The sequence below is a fragment of the uncultured Sphingomonas sp. genome (assembly GCF_936927845.1).
Taxonomy (GTDB): domain Bacteria; phylum Pseudomonadota; class Alphaproteobacteria; order Sphingomonadales; family Sphingomonadaceae; genus Sphingomonas.
Window position 1 is genome coordinate 153,874 of sequence record NZ_CAKZHV010000067.1, and the last position, 15,038, is coordinate 168,911.

Below are 15,038 nucleotides of genomic sequence, written 5' to 3' on the forward strand. Positions count from 1 at the left end.
TAATCGTCAGAAATGCAACGTTGAGGTCGAGATGCCGGCAGTCGTGAAGCACCAGGATTACGAGGTTCTTCCTCATCTGGAAGCCATGCACCTGCCGCGCGCGGTGCTGCTTGATATCTTTGATATCGCGCTGGGCGAGTGGGCCAACGTCAACGATGACGATCCCGTAGAAACGCGCCTTGATGAGATGCGGCGGTGGCTAACGCGACACCTGCGCACCGACATGCGGTTGCGCGAACTTGGCTGGACCAAGTGCAAGCACGGGAAAATCGAAGGGATCAAGCACGACGCGCTTGGCTTGAAGTTGGCAGCTTTTAACACCGACGCACGTACAGGTGTAGTCTCCAAGAAGCCGAGCAACGTGTCTAAGAAGGGGCCGCAAACAACGGAGCTAACCGAGCACAATAGCGCCGTAGCAGAGCCGGACATGTTCGGATATGTGAAGGGCGTTTGCAGCGACCCGGTGTCAAAATACGACTTTTGGTGTTTTTGTGTTCACGCCAGTGATGAGTCCAAGTCGGCAGAGATTTCGCGTCCTATCGAGATAGTAGGCGGTTTCGTGCGAGACTTTTCTACGCGCGTGATCCTTCTAGAGCCCGGTCAGCGACCAGGGCGCCTGAAGCCTAATCCTGTGCCGGAGGACTTCGCTGCGATTGAGACGCCGAGCATCAGCCGCCGTAAAGCCTAGCCATGTTCAATCCGCAGAGACTTACCATCGCCAGGGAACGCCGGGCGATGACGAAGAAGGCAGTTGCCGAACGCGTTGGCCTGTCTACAAACACAATCCATCGGTATGAGACTGGCGAGCTAAAGCCTAGCGACGACAATCTGCGGGAGATTTCGGCCGTCTTAGAGTTCCCTCTTGTCTTCTTTGAGGACGAGGAGGAGCTGGATCAGCCGCGACTCGACAACGCCAGCTTTAGAGGCCTTGCCAGTAAGACTGACAGGATAATGAAAGCCGCGCTGCAATCCGGTACGCTAGCTTACCGTTTTGATGATTGGATTTCGGAGCGGTACAATCGAGTGCCTCTCGATCTGCCAGAATATCCTGCTCAAATGAACCCGAAGGTTGCTGCAAGGATGCTCCGCCAGCAATGGCGCCTCGGCGACAAGCCTATCGAGAATATGGTTCACCTCTTAGAGGCGAAAGGCATCCGAGTCTTCTCGCTCGCCGAGAACAACAAAGAGATAGACGCGTATTCTGTATGGCGTGACGACATTCCGTATATATTTCTCAATCGCTTCAAATCCGCAGAGCGCAGCCGCTTTGACGCGGCTCATGAGCTATGCCATCTTTGCCTTCATAAGCATGGCGGCGCTACGGCGGAGAAGAAAAACAGTCCTATCGAAAAGGATGCTCAAGCTTTTGCTGGCGAGTTCCTTATGCCTGAGGCGGACGTTAGGTCGATCGTGAACACGGCGATTTACTCAGTAGACGATCTCTTGCCTTATAAGCGTCGTTGGCGTGTCGCGGCGGTAGCACTAGCGTACCGCCTATTGGAGCTTGGCGTTCTACGGCAAAGCCAGAGTAACTCCTTCTATGTAGAAATGTCACGTCGTGGATGGCTGAAAGAAGAGCCGCAGACAATCGCGCGGGAGCAGTCAAACCTTTGGCAGCAGATTTTCGATGATCTGCGCCAATCGGACATAACCAAAGCAGACATTTCTAATGAGACGGGCGTTCCAGTCTGGGAGCTCGAAGCTCTGCTTTTTGGGCTCGCGAATATGATAACTATCGACGGACGCGGGGAGCGCACAGCTCGGAGAAATCCGGGCCTTAGGCTCGTAAGCTGAGCTTTATGCTTGACGCTAAGCAAGAAAGTTCATATGCAATGCGTATGAACAAGCTTCCTCTCGCCAAGCGCACTCAAATCCTCGCCATGCTGTGCGAGGGTTCGTCCATGCGCTCGATCAGCCGCGTTGCCGACGTGTCGATCAACACGGTGTCAAAGCTGCTGGTTGAGGCTGGCGAGGCTTGCTTGGCGCTGCATGATGAAACCGTGCGCAACGTGAAGGCGAGCCGCATCCAGTGCGATGAAATCTGGTCGTTCTGCCACGCCAAGCAGAAGAACGTGGCGACCGCGAAGGCCGCGCCCGAGGGCGCTGGCGACGTGTGGACGTGGACCGCGATCGACGCCGATACGAAGCTGATCGTGTCCTATCTGGTCGGCGGCCGTGGCAGCGATAGCGCCATTGAGCTGATGGACGACCTGCGCGACCGCCTTGCCAACCGCGTCCAGCTCACCACGGATGGCCACAAGGCTTATCTGGAGGCGGTTGAAGGCGCGTTCGGCGCGGACGTGGACTATGCGCAACTCGTGAAGCTCTATGGCCCGACGATCACCGCGCCGGGCCGCTACAGCCCTGCGGAGTGCATCGGCGCAAAGAAGCAGCGGGTCGAGGGCAACCCGGATCTCGCGCACGTCTCCACCAGCTATGTTGAGCGCCAGAACCTCACCATGCGCATGTCCATGCGACGGTTCACGCGCCTCACCAACGGCTTCTCCAAGAAGCTGGAGAACCACGTTCACGCGCTGGCGCTCTACTTCGTGTTCTACAACTTCTGCCGCATCCATAAGACGCTGCGCATGTCGCCCGCGATGGCGGCGGGGATCACCGATCGGCTCTGGTCGCTGGAGGATGTGATTGCGCGGATCGACGCGGATGCACCCGCCCCCAAGCCGCGCGGCCCTTACAAAAAGCAAAATTCAAACTGAGACACTACCCCCTGGTACAAGGCGTTCGACGTGAAACCGGGCGACGCTATGTATCTTCCCCCAGCGCAGCGCGTCAGCGTGTGGCAGTAACCGGGCCGGGCTGACGCATGTCGCGCGGGCTTCGGTTCGCGCGACAGCACCGGACTACGACCATCCGATCGCCCGCCTTTCACATCTGGCCCCCTCGCATCCAGCGGCGCGCGCCCTATCTGCGGGCGGTCGCCGAACGGCGGCGACCAGGGGGCTTCATGACCGAACCAATCCTCACGCTCTCCGGCGTGTCAAAGACGTACAAGGGTGGCTTCACCGCGCTCCACGGCGTCGACCTCGCGATCAACAAGGGCGAGATCTTCGCGCTGCTCGGCCCCAACGGCGCGGGCAAGACGACGCTGATCAGCATCATCTGCGGCATCGTCACGCCCTCGACCGGCACGATCCGCGTCGGTGGGCACGACGCGCTTCGTCGACTACAAGGCCGCGCGCAGCCTGATCGGGCTGGTGCCGCAGGAACTGTCGGTCGACATGTTCGAAACGGTGCTCGCGACCGTCACCTTCTCGCGCCGGCTGTTCGGGCGCTCGGGGCACAGCGCCTATATCGAACAGGTGCTGCGCGACCTGTCGCTGTGGGACAAGCGCAACAACAAGATCATGGAATTGTCGGGCGGCATGAAGCGCCGCGTGCTGATCGCGAAGGCGCTGGCGCACGAGCCCGAGGTGCTGTTCCTCGACGAACCCACCGCCGGCGTCGACGTGGCGCTGCGCCGCGACATGTGGAAGCTCGTCCACTCCTTACGTGAACGCGGCACGACGATCATCCTGACGACGCACTACATCGAGGAGGCCGAGGAGATGGCCGATCGCGTCGGCGTCATCAACAAGGGCCGCCTGCTGCTGGTCGACGACAAGGCCGCGCTGATGCACAAACTCGGCAAGCGCGAGCTCGATCTGACCCTGGTCGACACGCTCGACCAGGTCCCGGCGGGGCTCGACCAGTGGCAGCTCAGCCTCGTCAACGAAGGCCGCACGCTGCGCTACGTCTTCGACGCGACGCGCGAGGATACCGGCATCCCGTCGCTGCTGCGCGAATTGTCCGCGCGGCACGTCGCGTTCAAGGATCTGGAAACATCGAAATCGAGCCTCGAGGACATCTTCGTCGACCTGGTGGAGGAACGCGCGTGAACCTCAATCTCCACGGCATCTGGGCGATCTACCGCTTCGAGATGGCGCGCTCGCTGCGCACCTTGTGGCAAAGCCTGGTCGGTCCCGTCCTCACCACCAGCCTGTATTTCATCGTGTTCGGCGGCGCGATCGGCAGCCGGATGCAAAGCGTCGACGGGGTCAGCTACGGCAGCTTCATCGTGCCCGGCCTCATCATGCTGTCGCTCCTGACTCAAAGCGTCGGCAATGCCTCGATCGGCATCTATTTCCCGAAGTTCACCGGTACGATCTTCGAGCTGCTATCCGCGCCGATCTCGTCGATGGAGCTCGTCATCGGCTACGTCGGCGCGGCCGCCACCAAATCGGTGGTGATCGGCGCGATCATCCTCGCGACCTCGGCCTTTTTCGTGCCCGTCGTGGTTGAGCATCCGCTCGCGATGATCGCGTTCCTCGTGCTGACCTCGGCCGCGTTCAGCCTGTTCGGGTTCATTCTCGGCATCTGGGCGAACAGTTTCGAGCAGTTGAACTTCGTGCCGCTGCTGCTCATCACCCCGCTCACCTTTCTGGGCGGCAGCTTCTACTCGATCGACATGCTGCCGCAGCCGTGGCGCACGGTCAGCCTGTTCAACCCGGTGGTGTACCTGGTCAGCGGCTTTCGCTGGAGCTTCTTCGGCCGGGGCGACGTCGATATCGCGCTCAGCCTCGGCGTGACCTTGGCGTTCCTCCTCACCTGCCTCGCGGTGATCGCGTGGATCTTCAAGAGCGGGTGGCGGCTGAAAAGCTGACGCGCCGTGACCATCGCCTCGGGCACCACGCCGTGGACGCCCATGTCGCGGCGAACGAAAAGGCGCGCCGCCCATCTCCGGGCGACGCGCCTTTTCACCAATTGCGGGTGATCAGCCCTTGCGCGTGCCCGACAAGGGGAAGCTTCCGAACGCGCCCGCGCCGACCTGGCCGGTCACGGTGTCGCCGTCGATCGTCGCGCTGCAATCCAGCGTCATCGGCATCGGCGAGGTCATCTGCTGCTTCCACTTGAGCGTGTCGCCGTCGACCTCGCCCGACACGTCGGACGCGCCCATCGCGCCCGATGCCTGCCCCGAGAAGCTGTTGCCCTCGGTCTTCACCGTCAGCGTCAGATTCTGGTCGCCCAGCGGCGACTTCACCGTGCAATCGTAGGTACCGTCGAGATTGGCCATGTTGCTCTCCTTTGAGGTCGTTTGAACGGGCTCAACGCCGCGTCTTGGCAGGCGTTGCGCGCGGGCTTGCTGCAGCCGCGGGCGGCGCGACCGGCGCGGGCGCGGCGGCGGAGGCCGAGGGCGCCACGATCGCGGCGGCGGGCATCAACTCGACCGGCAGGCCGACCGTGCCCAGTTGCGGCTGCACCTGCTTGGCGTCGCCCACCACCACCCAGACGAACTTGTTCGGGTCGATCGCCGCCTTGGTCGCGGCATTGACTTGGGGCAGCGTCAGCGCGCGGTATTTCTGCGTGATCGTGGCGTAATAATCGTCGGGCCGGCGGTACAGGTCGTTCGCCTGCATCGCGTTCAGCACGTCGTTCGACGTCTCGAAATCGCCCGACAGCGAGCGCGTCGCGCCGTTGATCGCGCGCTCGAACTCGGCCTGCGTCATCGGCTGCGCGCCGACATAGCCCACAATGTCCTGCCGCATCGCCGCGATCGAGGGGCCGGTCTGGTTCGCCTGCACCGGCGCCTGCACCGAATAAGGCGCCGCCATCTCGTTGCGGCGGAAGCCGCCGAACGCGCCGTAGGACCAGTGCTTGGTTTCGCGCAGGTCCATGTTGATGCGCCCCAGGAAGCTGCCGCCGAGCGCGTCGTTGCCGACCTCGACCGGCAGCATGTCGTCCGTGCCCTTCAGCCCCGTCTGCGCACCCGCGACGATCAACGACTGCGGGCTGTCGGGCCGATCGATCAGCACGATCCGCGGCCGGGTCGCCTGATCCGCCGGCGGAAACACCTTCTGCCCGGCGGCACCGGTTGCACGCCAATCGCCGAAACGCTGCTCCATCACCTGGCGCACCTCCGCGAGCGGACGGTCGGACACGACGAAGATCTTCGCCTTGTCGGGCCGCAGCCACGTCTGCTGGAACGCGACCAGATCGGCGCGCGTCAGCGCCTGCACCGCCTGCGGATCGCCCGACCCTTGCGCCTTGGCATATGGCGAATTGGGCGCGATCAGCTTGGGCAGCACGCGGCGTGCAAGGCCGTCCGGGCTGGTCAGCTCCTGCTTGATCTGCGTCAGTTGCTGAGTCTTGACGCGGCCAAGCTCGCTTTCCGGGAAGGCGGGCGCGCGCGCCACGTCGGCCCAGATCTGCGACGCCGCCGCCAGATTGGCGCTCGGCACGCGCAGCGACAGCGTGGTGCGATCGGCCGAACTGCCGGTGCCGATCGACGCGCCCAGCCGCTCCTTCGCTTCCGCGAGCGCGACCGAGTCGAGCGTGCGCGTCCCTTCGTCGATCATCGCGAGCGTCAGCGCCTGCGTGCCGAGCTTGTCGGCAACGTCGGCCGCGACGCCGGCGTCGAAACTCAGCACCGCCTGCGTCATCGGCACGGTGCTGCGCTGCGCGTAGATCAGCTCGATCCCGTTCGACAGCTTGGCGCGCTCGACCTTGGGAAAGCTCAATCCCGCGACCTGACCGACCGCGGGCAACGGCCCGCGCGTGCCCTTGGGCGCCTGCTCGGGGGCCGCCGCCACCTGCACCGCGGGCGGCACCTTGGCTTCGGCATAGGCGTCGCGCTTGCCCGGCACCACCGACACCGAATAGCTCGGCCGCGACAGCCACTGGTCCGCCGCCGCCTTCACGCTCGCGGGCGTCTGCGCCGCCAGCCGGGCGAGCTGTTTCTTGTAGTAACCCGGATCGTTCGAATAAAGCGCGCCCTCGGCCAGCGCGACCGCCTTGCCGCCGAACCCGCCAACCGATTCGAGCCCGCCGATCCGGCGCGACACCGTCTGCGTCACGTAACGGTTGACCTCGTCCGCGCTCGGCCCGTTCTTCAGGAACTCGGCCAGGATCTCGTCCATCCGCCTGGACACGACCGCCGGGTCCGCGCCGGGGCGCACCACCGCGGAGATGCTGAACGTGCCGACCTGCGCGAAGCTTTCGTTCTCCGCCGACACCTGCACGGCCAGCTTCTCGCGCTTGACCAGTTCGTTGTCGAGGCGCGAACTCTCCAGACCGCCGAGCACGCCCGCCGCCACGTCCAGCGCCTCCGCCGCGTCGTCGTTCAACCCCGGCACCGCCCAGGTCTTGACGATTAGCGTCGCCGCCACATTGTCCTTGATCACCTCGCTCGCCGGCCCCGGCAACGCCGTCGGGATCGCGGCGGCGGGCGCGACGCTCTTGGGGCCTGCGGGGATCGCGCCGAAATACTTCTCCACCAATTGCTTGGCGGTCGCGACATCGACGTCGCCCGCCAGCACCAGCACCGCGTTGTTCGGCCCGTAATGGTCGTGGAACCAGTCCTTGACCGTGGTCAGCGTCGCCGCGTCCAGGTCCGCCATCGACCCGATCGTCTCATGCCCGTACGGGTGCGACGCGGGGAACAGCCCTTCGTTCAACTTGTAGCGCAGCAGCCCGTAGGGCTGGTTGTCGCCCTGCCGCTTCTCGTTCTGCACCACGCCGCGCTGCTCGTCGAGCACGCCCTGCGTGATCGCCCCGGTCAGATAGCCCATGCGATCGGATTCGAGGAACAGCGCGCGGTCGAGCGCGGCGGTCGGCACCGTCTCGAAATAATTGGTGCGATCGTAATAGGTCGTGCCGTTCGAGTCGGTCGCGCCGACCTGCTGCAACGGCTCGAAGAAGTCGCCCGGCGCATTCTCGCTGCCGTTGAACATCAAATGCTCGAACAGGTGCGCGAACCCGGTCTTGCCCTTGGGTTCGTGCTTCGATCCGACGTCGTACCACACGCTGACCGCCACGACGGGCGCCTTGCGGTCGGTGTGGACGACGACGCGCAACCCGTTCTTCAGCGTGAACTGCTGGTACGGGATGTCGATGGCACTGACCAGCGACGACACGGGCGCCGCGGCAGGTGCCGCCGCCGTCGTCTGCGCCAGCACGGGCACCGTGAAACAGACAGAAGCGACGCTGGCGGCGAGGAACGACTTGAGCAAGGGTGGCACGCTCCGTGATGGTGTCATGCGCCACCATAGCGGCCGTCCGACGCGCGGCAATGGGCCACACGCGGCTTATTGTCACACCTGTCAGCAACAAGGACATTGACTGCCAAGGCAACCGTTGCCATAGCAATGGTCATGAACGCTTACACGCGGGACACCTTCTTTCCCGACACCTCGATCGGCTATCTCGTGCGCGCGATCCATCAGCTCGGGTACGCGCGGCTCGACGCGGCGTGCGCGGACGAGGGGCTGACCGGCATTCACTGGTCGGCGCTGATCGCGATCCATTTCGGCCAGACGACCTGCGCCGCGCTCGCGCGCGATCTCGCGCACGACAAGGGCGCGATGACGCGGATGATCGACGTGCTCGAGGCAAAGGGGCTGGTGCAGCGCGACCGCGACGACGCCGATCGCCGACTCGTCAATCTGTCGCTGACCGACGAGGGCCGCGCGGTCGCGATGCGCTGCCGCGACAAGGTGATCGACGTGTGGAACGCCGTGCTCGCCGATTGGAGCGCGGACGAGATCGCAACCTTTATCGCGCAACTGCAGAAGCTGCGCCGCACGCTGGAAGACGCCGCATGATCCGCCTTGCTACCATGCGCCGGCCCGGCACGCGCGGGATCGCTGCCGCGCTGCTCGCCGCCACCGCGCTCGCCGCCTGCACGCCCCCCGACACGCGGCCGACGCTGACGCCCAAGGCGGCGAGCGACCTCGCGCTCACCGGCCCGTCGGTGCAACTCGCGCCCGATTTCTGGACGGTCGTCGGCGATCCCCAACTCGACCGGCTGATCGCCGACGCGCTGGCGGGCAATCCGTCGCTCGACGTCGCCCTCGCACGCACGCGCCAGGCGCAGGCGGTGCTCGCGCGTCAGGGGTCGGAACGCGGTCCCAACGTCACCTTCGACGGACAGGTGCAGGGCTCGCGGCTGTCGGGCCGCTACACCATCCCGCCGCCCTTCGCGGGCACCGTGCGCGCGATCGGCACGGCGCAGGCCGGGCTCGACTGGAACCTCGACCTGTTCGGGCGGCAGAAGGCCGCGATCGCGCAGGCGGGCGCAACGCTACAGGCAGCTGAGTACGACATCGCCGCCGCCCGCCTGATGATCGCGGGTTCGGTGATGGGGAGCTACGCCGAGGTCGCGCGCGCCGAGCGTCAGGCCGCAATCGCGACGCGCACCATCGCCGCGCGCGAACAGAGCGTGCGGCTGATCGACGCGCGCGTGCGCAACCGCCTCGCCAGCCGGCTCGACCAGCAGGCCGCCGGCACGCTCCTCGCGCAGGCGCGGCTCGTGCTCGTCCAGGCGCAGGCCGCGCGCGTGCTCGCGACCAACGCGCTCGCCGCACTCGCCGGCCGCGGCAGCGATTACGCCGCGCAGATCGGCCCGACGCACCTGCCCGCCGACGCCGCGCGGCCGATCCCGGCGCAGATCCCCGCCGACCTGCTCTCGCGCCGCGCCGACGTGGCCGCCGCGCGCGCGCGGGTCGAGGCGGCCTCGGCCGGGCGGCAGGTCGCGCGCCGCGCCTTCTACCCCAACGTTAACCTGACCGCGTTGGTCGGCTTGCAGGCGATCGGCTTCGGCAATTTCCTCGACCTCGATGCCGGCACCGCGGGCGGTGGGGCGGCGATCCACCTGCCCTTGTTCGATAACGGCCGGCTTCGTGCCGAGCTGGAGGGCGCGACCGCGCTAGTCGACGTCGCCACCGCGCAGTACAACCAGTCGGTGATCGACGCCGCGCGCCAGGCCGCCGACGCGATCGCGCAGGTCCGCGCCGCCGACCTCGAACGCACGCGCCAGCAGCAGGTCGTGTCGGGCTTCGCCGAAACCGGCCGCCTGAACGCGATCCGCGTACGAAGCGGGCTCGATAGCCGGCTCGACCTGGTCGACAACGACGTGCGGCTGCTCGACGCTGAGCTCGCCGCCGCCAATCTTTCCATCGACGCGCTGCTCGCGCGCGCACAACTCGCCATCGCGCTCGGTGGCGGCTTCGATCCCGCTCAGGACGTGACCCCGCAATGACCGATTCTGCGACCGACACCGCACTCGAAACACCCGCCGGCAAGCCGCGCGCGCGCCGCCGCGCCTTCGCGATCCTCGGCATCGTCGTCCTGGTCGCGCTGGTCGTCTGGGCAGTGTTCCACTTCCTGCTGGCGGCGCCAGAGGAGGAAACCGACGACGCTTATGTCGCGGGCGACGTGGTCGCGATCACCGCGCGCGATCCGGGCACGGTGCTCGCACTCCACGCCGACAACACGCAGTCGGTAAAGGCCGGGCAGCCGCTGATCGATCTCGACCCGCTCACCGCCGACGTCAACGTCGCCGCCGCCGCCGCCGAGCTGGCGAAGGCAGTGCGCGCAACCCGCGCCGACATCACCCGCGTCGGGCAATCGGACGCGACGATCGTCCAGGCGCAGGCCGAACTCGCCCGCGCGCGCGATGATTATCAGCGCCGCCGCGGCGCTGCCGCGGAAGGCGCCGTCTCGGGTGAGGAACTCTCGCACGCCGCCGACGCGGTAAAGGTCGCCAGCGCCAATTTGCGCCTCGCGCAACAGCAGCGCGCGCAGGCGCAGAGCACCGTTCAGGGCACCGACGTCAACACCAACCCCGCCGTCCTTTCCGCGATCGCCGCCTATCGCCGCGCGGCGATCACGCGCAGCCACATGCATGTCGTCGCCCCCATCGACGGCGTCGTCGCACAACGCACGGTGCAGGTCGGGCAGCAGATCGCCGCCGGAACGCCGCTGATGGCGGTCGTCCCGCTCACCCGCGTGTGGGTCGACGCCAATTTCCGCGAAACGCAGTTAAAGGACCTGCGCATCGGGCAGCCGGTGCGCGTCACCGCCGACACCTACGGCGACGACATCGTGTTCCACGGCAAGGTCGCGGGCGTCGGCGCGGGCAGCGGCAACGCCTTCGCGCTTCTCCCGCCGCAGAACGCCAGCGGCAACTGGATTAAGATCGTGCAGCGCGTGCCGGTGCGGATCGCGCTCGACCCGCGCGAGCTCGCCGCCAACCCCTTGCGCATCGGTCTGTCGGTAAAGACGGTGGTCGACACCGCCAGCAAGTCGGGCGCGCGCTTAGCCGCGGTCGCCGCCGCGCCCTACAAGGGTGAGGTGGCGGGCACCGACCCGCAGGTCGAGGCCAACATCCGCCAGATCATCGCCGCGAACCGGTAAGCGCGCGCCGTGACCGAGCAGAGCGACGCCAGCAAGCTGGCACAGGCCGCGCCCGCGCAGGTGCAGGCGAATGCGCCGATCCGCCCCGCCGCCAACCCGGCGCGCGCGGCGGATGCGCCCGGCGGCCCGCCCGCCATGGTCGGCGGGCAGCTCGCGCTGACCTCGTTCGCGCTCGCGCTCGGCACCTTCATGATGGTGCTCGATTCCACCATCGCCAACGTGTCCTTGCCGACGATCGCGGGCAACCTCGGCGTCAGCAGCGACAATTCCACCTGGGTGATCACCGCCTTTGCGGTGTCGAACGGCATCGCGGTGCCCTTGACCGGCTGGCTGATGCGCCGCTTCGGCGTGGTGCGCGTGTTCTGCACCGCGGTCGCCTTCTTCACGCTCGCCTCGTTCCTGTGCGGTATCGCCTGGAACCTGCCCTCGCTGATCCTGTTCCGCGTGCTCCAGGGCGCCACCGCCGGGCCGATCATGCCCGGCAGCCAGGCATTGCTGATCTCGATCTTCCCGCCACAGAAACGCGCCACCGCGCTCGGCATCTGGTCGATGACGACGCTGGTCGCGCCGATCATGGGGCCGATCCTCGGCGGCTACATTTCCGACAATTACCATTGGTCGTGGATCTTCCTGATCAACGTACCCTTCGGCATCTTCGTCGCGTTCATCTGCTGGACCAACCTGAAATCGCGCGAAACGCCGACCTTCAAGCTGCCGATCGACGCGGTCGGGCTCGGCCTGCTCGTCCTCTGGGTCGGCGCGCTCCAGGTCATGCTCGACCTTGGCAAGAATGCCGACTGGTTCAACGACGACCTGATCGTCGTCCTTACCATCGTCGCCGCGGTCGGCTTCGTCGCCTGGGTGATCTGGGAGCTGACCGACGCCAACCCGACCGTCGACCTGTCGCTGTTCGCCAGGCGCAATTTCCTGATCGGCAATCTCGCCTTCTCGCTCGGCTACGCCGTCTTCTTCGCCAACATCCTGATCCTGCCGCTCTGGCTCCAGACGCAGCTCGGCTATACCGCCACTTGGGCCGGCCTCGTCGCCGCACCCAGCGGGCTCGTCGCGGTGGTGCTGACCCCGTTCGTCGCGCGACTGTCGGGCAAGTTCGACGCGCGGCTGCTCGCCAGCGTCGCATTCATCGGCTTCGCGATCAGCTATTACATGCGTTCGGGCTATACGACGACCGCGTCGTTCACCGACTTCATGTTGCCCTTGCTCGTTCAGGGCGTGTCGATGAGCACCTTCTTCCTCTCCATGCTGACGATCGCGATCGACCGCATCCCGCCCGAGCGGCTGCCCTCGGCGACCGGCATCTCCAACTTCACCCGCATCGTCGCGGGCTCGTTCGCCGCCTCGATCATCACCACCGCCTGGGATCGGCGCGAGGCGCTTCACCAGACCCGCCTGACCGAGGCGGTCGGCAACAACATGCCCGTCCAGATGGCGACCGAGCAATTGATGCGGCTGGGGCTGACCGCGCAGCAGGCGGCGGCGGCGATCACGCGGCAGATGGTGGGGCAGGCATACCTGCTCGCCTCGACCGACCTGTTCCGCATCAGCGCGTACCTGTGCGCGGGTCTGCTCGTGATCGTCTGGTTCTGCCGCCGTCCGACCCCGCCCGAGGGCCACGTCGTCGCGGCCGATTAGGGTCACCGCCGACTAGGACTGGCCTCAAGCAGCCGCTACACTCACGCGCATGACCGATTTCGCCGCCACGCGCGCGCTGTTCCACCTGCCCGAGGGCGTGATCTACCTCGACGGCAATTCGCTCGGCCCGCTGCCACTCGCCGCGGAAGCGCGCGTGGGACAGGTGCTGCGCGAGCAATGGGGCGATCAGCTCATCCGCGCTTGGAACGACAGCGACTGGATGACGCTCCCCTCCCGCGTCGGCGACCGTATCGCTCGGCTGGTCGGCGCACCGCCTGCCAGCATCGTCACCGGTGACACCTTGTCGATCAAGGTATTCCAGGCGCTCGCCGCCGCGCTCGCGCTCGCGCCCGCCGACCGCCGCGTGGTGTTGAGCGACAGCGGCAACTTCCCCAGCGACCTCTACATCGCCGACGGCCTGCTCGCGGCACTCGGCGGGCGCGAGCTGAAGGTCGTCGCGCCCGATGAGGTCGCGGACGCGATCGACGAAACCGTCGCGGTCACCATGCTGACCGAGGTCGACTACCGAACCGGCCGCCTCCACGACATGGCCGCGCTAACGAAACGCGCGCACGCTGCCGGCGCGATCACCGTGTGGGATCTGGCACACTCCGCCGGCGCGATCCCCGTCCACCTCGCCCTGGCCGACGCCGATTTCGCTGTGGGGTGCACCTACAAATATCTGAACGGCGGTCCCGGCAGCCCCGCCTTCATCTACGTCGCCCCCCGCCACGCCGATGTGGCGCAGCCGATCCTGTCGGGCTGGCTCGGCCACGCCGAACCCTTCGCCTTCCACCGCACCTACCGCCCCGCCGCGGGCATCGAGCGGATGCGCGTCGGCACCCCGCCGATCGTCGCACTGTCGATCCTCGACGCCGCGCTCGACGCGTGGGACGACGTCGACTTGGGGAGCCTGCGCGCCGCCTCGATCCACCTCTCCGACACGTTCATCCGCGAGGTCGAGCGCCGCTGCCCCGAAGCAGACTGCGGCCTGGCCCTCGCCTCGCCGCGCGACCCCCACGCGCGCGGCAGCCAGGTGTCGTTTCGCCACGACCACGCTTATCCGGTGATGCAGGCGCTGATCGCGCGCGGCGTGATCGGCGACGTGCGCGCGCCCGACATCCTGCGCTTCGGTTTCACCCCGCTCTACCTCTCCGAGGCCGAGGTGGTGCAGGCCGCCACCATCCTCGCCGACGTGATCGACACCCGCGCCTATGAGGCGCCCGAATACCAGCGCCGCGCGGCCGTTACGTGAGCGACGACGCAGCCCCATCCCATGCCCCACCCCATGCGGGCGCCGAACTGAACTTCGCCGGTAAGATGGCCTATGCCGACTACCTCGCGCTCGACCGCGTGCTGGACGCGCAGCACCCGCGCTCGACCGCGCACGACGAACTGCTGTTCATTATCCAGCACCAGACCAGCGAATTGTGGATGAAGCTCGCGGTCCACGAACTCACCAGCGCGCGCGACGCGATCCTCGCCCAAGAGCTGCCCCACGCGATCAAGATGCTCGCGCGTGTCAGCCGCATCCTCGAACAATTGAACGGCGCGTGGGACGTGCTGCGCACCATGACGCCCAGTGAATACACGACCTTCCGCGATGCGCTCGGCCAGTCGTCCGGCTTCCAGTCGTGGCAGTATCGCGCGATCGAGTTCCTGTGCGGCAACCGCCACCACGCGATGCTCGGCCCCCATCGCCACCGTAGCCACACGCTCGCCGCGCTTGAGAACATCCTCGCTGCGCCCAGCATCTACGACGCCGCCTTGCTGCTGCTCCACCGCCACGACCTGCTCGCCGACCCGACGCGCGACTGGCGTAGCGAACGCGCGACCGACCCGGCGGTGACGGACGCGTGGGCGACGATCTACCGCGACCCCGCGGCGCATTGGCCGCTCTACGAACTGGCCGAGAAGCTGGTCGACCTGGAGGATTATTTCCGCCGCTGGCGCTTCAACCACGTGACCACCGTGGAGCGCGTGATCGGCCTTAAGCGCGGCACCGGCGGCACCGCGGGCGTCGGTTATCTGCGCCGCATGCTCGAGGTCGAGCTGTTCCCCGAACTCTGGCAGGTCCGCACGCAGCTGTAACGATACAGGAATTTTGTGCGAATTAAGTCGCTTGATCAACATGGGCCGACAGGCGCAGCTTGCCGCTTCGGAGTTCGTCGACGGGCGGTTCCACGGCCGCGACACTT

12 protein-coding genes and 1 pseudogene are annotated in these 15,038 nt (G+C 66.4%); 11 read left to right on the forward strand and 2 right to left on the reverse strand.

The window, feature by feature from the left end:
• The first annotated feature begins 31 nt into the window (after positions 1 to 31).
• From Q0579_RS15590 to Q0579_RS15610, 5 genes and pseudogenes are all read left to right on the forward strand, one after another.
• A complete protein-coding gene (locus tag Q0579_RS15590; RefSeq protein WP_298814010.1) occupies positions 32 to 688 on the forward strand; it encodes a hypothetical protein in 657 nt (218 codons plus the stop codon).
• A gap of 2 nt (positions 689 to 690) precedes the next feature.
• On the forward strand, positions 691 to 1,794 hold the full coding sequence (locus Q0579_RS15595) for an ImmA/IrrE family metallo-endopeptidase (RefSeq protein WP_298814012.1): 1,104 nt from the start codon (positions 691 to 693) through the stop codon (positions 1,792 to 1,794).
• 44 nt (positions 1,795 to 1,838) lie between these two features.
• Entirely contained in the window at positions 1,839 to 2,717 is an 879-nt protein-coding gene (locus Q0579_RS15600) for an IS1 family transposase (protein ID WP_298814013.1), read from the forward strand.
• 248 nt (positions 2,718 to 2,965) lie between these two features.
• Positions 2,966 to 3,896, forward strand: a pseudogene (locus Q0579_RS15605) (ABC transporter ATP-binding protein).
• The gene (locus tag Q0579_RS15610; RefSeq protein ID WP_298814015.1) at positions 3,893 to 4,660 is read left to right on the forward strand and encodes an ABC transporter permease; all 768 of its coding nucleotides are present in this window, start codon (positions 3,893 to 3,895) and stop codon (positions 4,658 to 4,660) included. Before Q0579_RS15605 ends, Q0579_RS15610 begins: the two are co-directional and overlap by 4 nt.
• Before the next feature lie 111 nt (positions 4,661 to 4,771).
• Here the strand turns inward: Q0579_RS15610 and Q0579_RS15615 are convergent, their stop codons facing one another.
• Together Q0579_RS15615 and Q0579_RS15620 are read right to left on the reverse strand one after the other, a co-directional pair.
• Positions 4,772 to 5,071 (reverse strand): hypothetical protein, encoded by a 300-nt coding sequence (locus Q0579_RS15615; protein ID WP_298814016.1) that lies wholly within the window; start codon positions 5,069 to 5,071, stop codon positions 4,772 to 4,774.
• A gap of 31 nt (positions 5,072 to 5,102) precedes the next feature.
• Entirely contained in the window at positions 5,103 to 7,958 is a 2,856-nt protein-coding gene (locus Q0579_RS15620; protein ID WP_298814141.1) for a pitrilysin family protein, read from the reverse strand.
• Between the two features lie 189 nt (positions 7,959 to 8,147).
• On the opposite strand from Q0579_RS15620, the gene Q0579_RS15625 reads away from it, so the two are divergent.
• The 6 genes from Q0579_RS15625 to Q0579_RS15650 all read left to right on the forward strand — a co-directional run bounded on the left by Q0579_RS15625 (position 8,148) and on the right by Q0579_RS15650 (position 14,931).
• Positions 8,148 to 8,597, forward strand: coding sequence for a MarR family winged helix-turn-helix transcriptional regulator (locus Q0579_RS15625; RefSeq protein WP_298814018.1), 450 nt, complete (start codon positions 8,148 to 8,150; stop codon positions 8,595 to 8,597).
• Entirely contained in the window at positions 8,594 to 10,033 is a 1,440-nt protein-coding gene (locus Q0579_RS15630) for an efflux transporter outer membrane subunit (RefSeq protein ID WP_298814020.1), read from the forward strand. The genes Q0579_RS15625 and Q0579_RS15630 overlap by 4 nt, the downstream gene beginning before the upstream one ends.
• A complete protein-coding gene (locus Q0579_RS15635) occupies positions 10,030 to 11,190 on the forward strand; it encodes an efflux RND transporter periplasmic adaptor subunit (protein ID WP_298814023.1) in 1,161 nt (386 codons plus the stop codon). The genes Q0579_RS15630 and Q0579_RS15635 overlap by 4 nt, the downstream gene beginning before the upstream one ends.
• A gap of 135 nt (positions 11,191 to 11,325) precedes the next feature.
• Positions 11,326 to 12,840 carry a DHA2 family efflux MFS transporter permease subunit gene (locus Q0579_RS15640; protein ID WP_298814143.1) on the forward strand — a complete coding sequence of 505 codons (1,515 nt, stop codon included), beginning with the start codon at positions 11,326 to 11,328 and terminating at the stop codon, positions 12,838 to 12,840.
• Between the two features lie 49 nt (positions 12,841 to 12,889).
• Positions 12,890 to 14,095: a kynureninase gene (gene kynU, locus Q0579_RS15645; RefSeq protein WP_298814025.1), complete on the forward strand. Its 1,206-nt coding sequence runs from the start codon at positions 12,890 to 12,892 to the stop codon at positions 14,093 to 14,095.
• The gene (locus Q0579_RS15650) at positions 14,092 to 14,931 is read left to right on the forward strand and encodes a tryptophan 2,3-dioxygenase family protein (RefSeq protein ID WP_298814026.1); all 840 of its coding nucleotides are present in this window, start codon (positions 14,092 to 14,094) and stop codon (positions 14,929 to 14,931) included. The genes kynU and Q0579_RS15650 overlap by 4 nt, the downstream gene beginning before the upstream one ends.
• The last annotated feature ends 107 nt before the right edge of the window (positions 14,932 to 15,038 follow it).

Coding starts and splice junctions, on each gene's coding strand:
- Q0579_RS15635 (WP_298814023.1), top strand. CDS start 10,030: ATGACCGATTCTGCGACCGACACCGCACTCGAAACACCCGCCGGCAAG.
- Q0579_RS15595 (WP_298814012.1), top strand. CDS start 691: ATGTTCAATCCGCAGAGACTTACCATCGCCAGGGAACGCCGGGCGATG.
- Q0579_RS15600 (WP_298814013.1), top strand. CDS start 1,839: ATGAACAAGCTTCCTCTCGCCAAGCGCACTCAAATCCTCGCCATGCTG.
- kynU (WP_298814025.1), top strand. CDS start 12,890: ATGACCGATTTCGCCGCCACGCGCGCGCTGTTCCACCTGCCCGAGGGC.
- Q0579_RS15640 (WP_298814143.1), top strand. CDS start 11,326: ATGGTCGGCGGGCAGCTCGCGCTGACCTCGTTCGCGCTCGCGCTCGGC.
- Q0579_RS15630 (WP_298814020.1), top strand. CDS start 8,594: ATGATCCGCCTTGCTACCATGCGCCGGCCCGGCACGCGCGGGATCGCT.
- Q0579_RS15625 (WP_298814018.1), top strand. CDS start 8,148: ATGAACGCTTACACGCGGGACACCTTCTTTCCCGACACCTCGATCGGC.
- Q0579_RS15615 (WP_298814016.1), bottom strand. CDS start 5,071: ATGGCCAATCTCGACGGTACCTACGATTGCACGGTGAAGTCGCCGCTG.
- Q0579_RS15590 (WP_298814010.1), top strand. CDS start 32: ATGCCGGCAGTCGTGAAGCACCAGGATTACGAGGTTCTTCCTCATCTG.